Source organism: Nodosilinea sp. LEGE 07298 (assembly GCF_015207265.1).
Taxonomy (GTDB): Bacteria; Cyanobacteriota; Cyanobacteriia; order Phormidesmidales; family Phormidesmidaceae; genus Nodosilinea.
In genome coordinates this window covers 1-2023 of record NZ_JADEXE010000540.1, presented here as the reverse complement: position 1 = coordinate 2023, position 2023 = coordinate 1, and the positions used below count along the sequence as shown (strand labels likewise).

The 2023-nt window shown below is 56.0% G+C and carries 1 protein-coding gene and 2 pseudogenes; 2 read left to right on the top strand and 1 reads right to left on the bottom strand.

What is annotated here, in order from left to right:
- Positions 1-204 precede the first annotated feature (204 nt).
- Positions 205-1005: a tetratricopeptide repeat protein gene (locus IQ273_RS32815; protein WP_194027257.1), complete on the top strand. Its 801-nt coding sequence runs from the start codon at positions 205-207 to the stop codon at positions 1003-1005.
- A gap of 96 nt (positions 1006-1101) precedes the next feature.
- Positions 1102-1599 (top strand): annotated as a pseudogene (locus IQ273_RS36255) (hypothetical protein).
- Here the strand turns inward: IQ273_RS36255 and IQ273_RS32805 are convergent.
- Positions 1578-2023, bottom strand: a pseudogene (locus tag IQ273_RS32805) (alpha/beta hydrolase); the annotation flags it as partial. The pseudogenes IQ273_RS36255 and IQ273_RS32805 overlap by 22 nt on opposite strands.

Sequence of the window (2023 nt, the reverse complement as noted above, 5' to 3'; positions counted from 1 at the left end):
GGATAAGGGAATGAGGGAGGTGGGGATAGGTTTTAGTTTAGGGGATGGAACGAAACGCTGCCAGGCGGTAGGTTTGTGGTTCGTAATATTTGACGGGCTGTCTTTTGATTGAAACGACTTCTACCTCGACAATCCTCCAAGAGAGAATTTTGAGTTGTGAACAGCAATGAGAAAAATTGCTTTGACGCTAAAGAGGTCGCTGCTGTGGGTATTCGTCTGGGTATTCGTCAATGGGTTGCTGTGGGGTTGGGGCTGCTGTTGAGTTTGGCTTGGCCGAGTTTGGCTCAAGCTGATGCGCTGCCCAATGGGCCGATCGCAGATAGCGATCGCTGCCTGTTAGCGGTTCAGCTAGAGCACTATGATGATGCGATCGCCTTCTGTAATCAGGCGATTGAGCGTCATGCTGAAGCCGCCGACTACCGGCTTAGCCGAGGGCTGGCCTTCTATCGCAGCGGCCATTTCTCTGAAGCGATCGCCGACAATACCCAGGTTTTAGCAACCCACCCCGACGACTACCGGGCCTACTACAACCGAGGGCTGGTCTACATTGCCCTACATAATTTTGCGGCGGCGATCGCAGATTTTGACCAAGCGGCGGTTCTGACATCCGATCCCATATCCTTAGCTGATATTTACGACGATCGCGGTCTAGCCAAGCTAATGGCCGCCCAGCCCCAGGCCGCTCTGCAAGACTTTAACCAAGCGCTAGCCATCAATAGCGAAGACACGCGGGCACTGTTTAACCACGGCTGCGCCTGCCACCAGCTGGGTCGCGTCAACGATGCTCTGGCCGACCTCAACCAGGTACTGGCCCTAGAGCCCGACCACGCCCGTACTTATTTGAAGCGGGGGGTACTGAGGCAGGCTTTGGGCGATCGCGCTGGTAGCCTAGCCGACCTGCACCAGGCCGCAGACTGTGCCCAGGCCCAAGGGCAACCCCACCTGCACCACTACATTCTTACCCTGCTCAACGAGTGGCAAACCCCCAGCTCCTTGTTGGGATAAACACATGGAATGCCCTGATGAAAACTCCCTCATCGGGGCATTCTGTGTGGTGAAGCCGTCCAGCGCTCCTATCCGCTAAGCTAAAAGCACTCGCGAATGACACCGTGGCTCAACTTTCTCTCGCTAATTCCGGCTACCACCGTTACGCTACTTCTCATCAGCATTGCCTTTCTGCGGTTTTACAATGAGCAAGACTTCACCCTCCTCGGCCTTATCGCCAACCGCAGAATCTGGAGCAATCGACTCACTGTGGCGGCCATCGTGGCTGCGGTTCTCCTATGCCAGGGCGCTGTCCCAGTCTTCGCCACAAGCATCTAGTTTTTCCCTAAGTGAACTGGCCAAACTAACACTTTCGGCATTGAGTGGGACGGTCGAAACCGAGAAGCAAACCGCCTGGCTGAAGAGGCACAACGAAGACTTGAGGAAGAGCAACGAAGAGCTGAAGAAAAAGAACAAACGTCTCGCCGAGCTGCAGTCGAAATTGAACGAGATCTTGCACTCCTGAGCTATCTGGCTGACTCATCGACGGAAAACCGGCGCAAGCTGACTCAGGTGCTGGCGTTGCTCAACGACTATCGGGATTCTTTTGGGTGAACTGTGGACAACACCCAGTCCCGCAGCAGCCCGTTCACTTGGTCGGGCACCTCGTCGTGGGGGCAGTGGCCTGCCTGCAGGTAGTGCTCTGTCAATGTGGGATAGTGTTCGCGGAACTGTACCCCCTTCTGGCGACAGTTCATCCATGGATCGCCTTCGCCCCAGAGCATTAGCAGGGGGCAGCTTAGCTTTTGCAGCAGCACATCCACCTTTTCGCCCTGGCGCGATTTGAATACCGAGGCAAATACCTTTGGGGCACCGGGGTCGAGGGCCGGGCGGCGAATGTCTTCGACCAGCTGATCAGTAATCGCCGACTGGTCGAGGTAGACCTGCTTGAGGGTGCGGCGAATGGTGGCGGGCTGGCGCACGTACTGAAACAGCAGCCAGCTCGGCAATGGCTGCAGCATGAAAGACTGAATGGCCT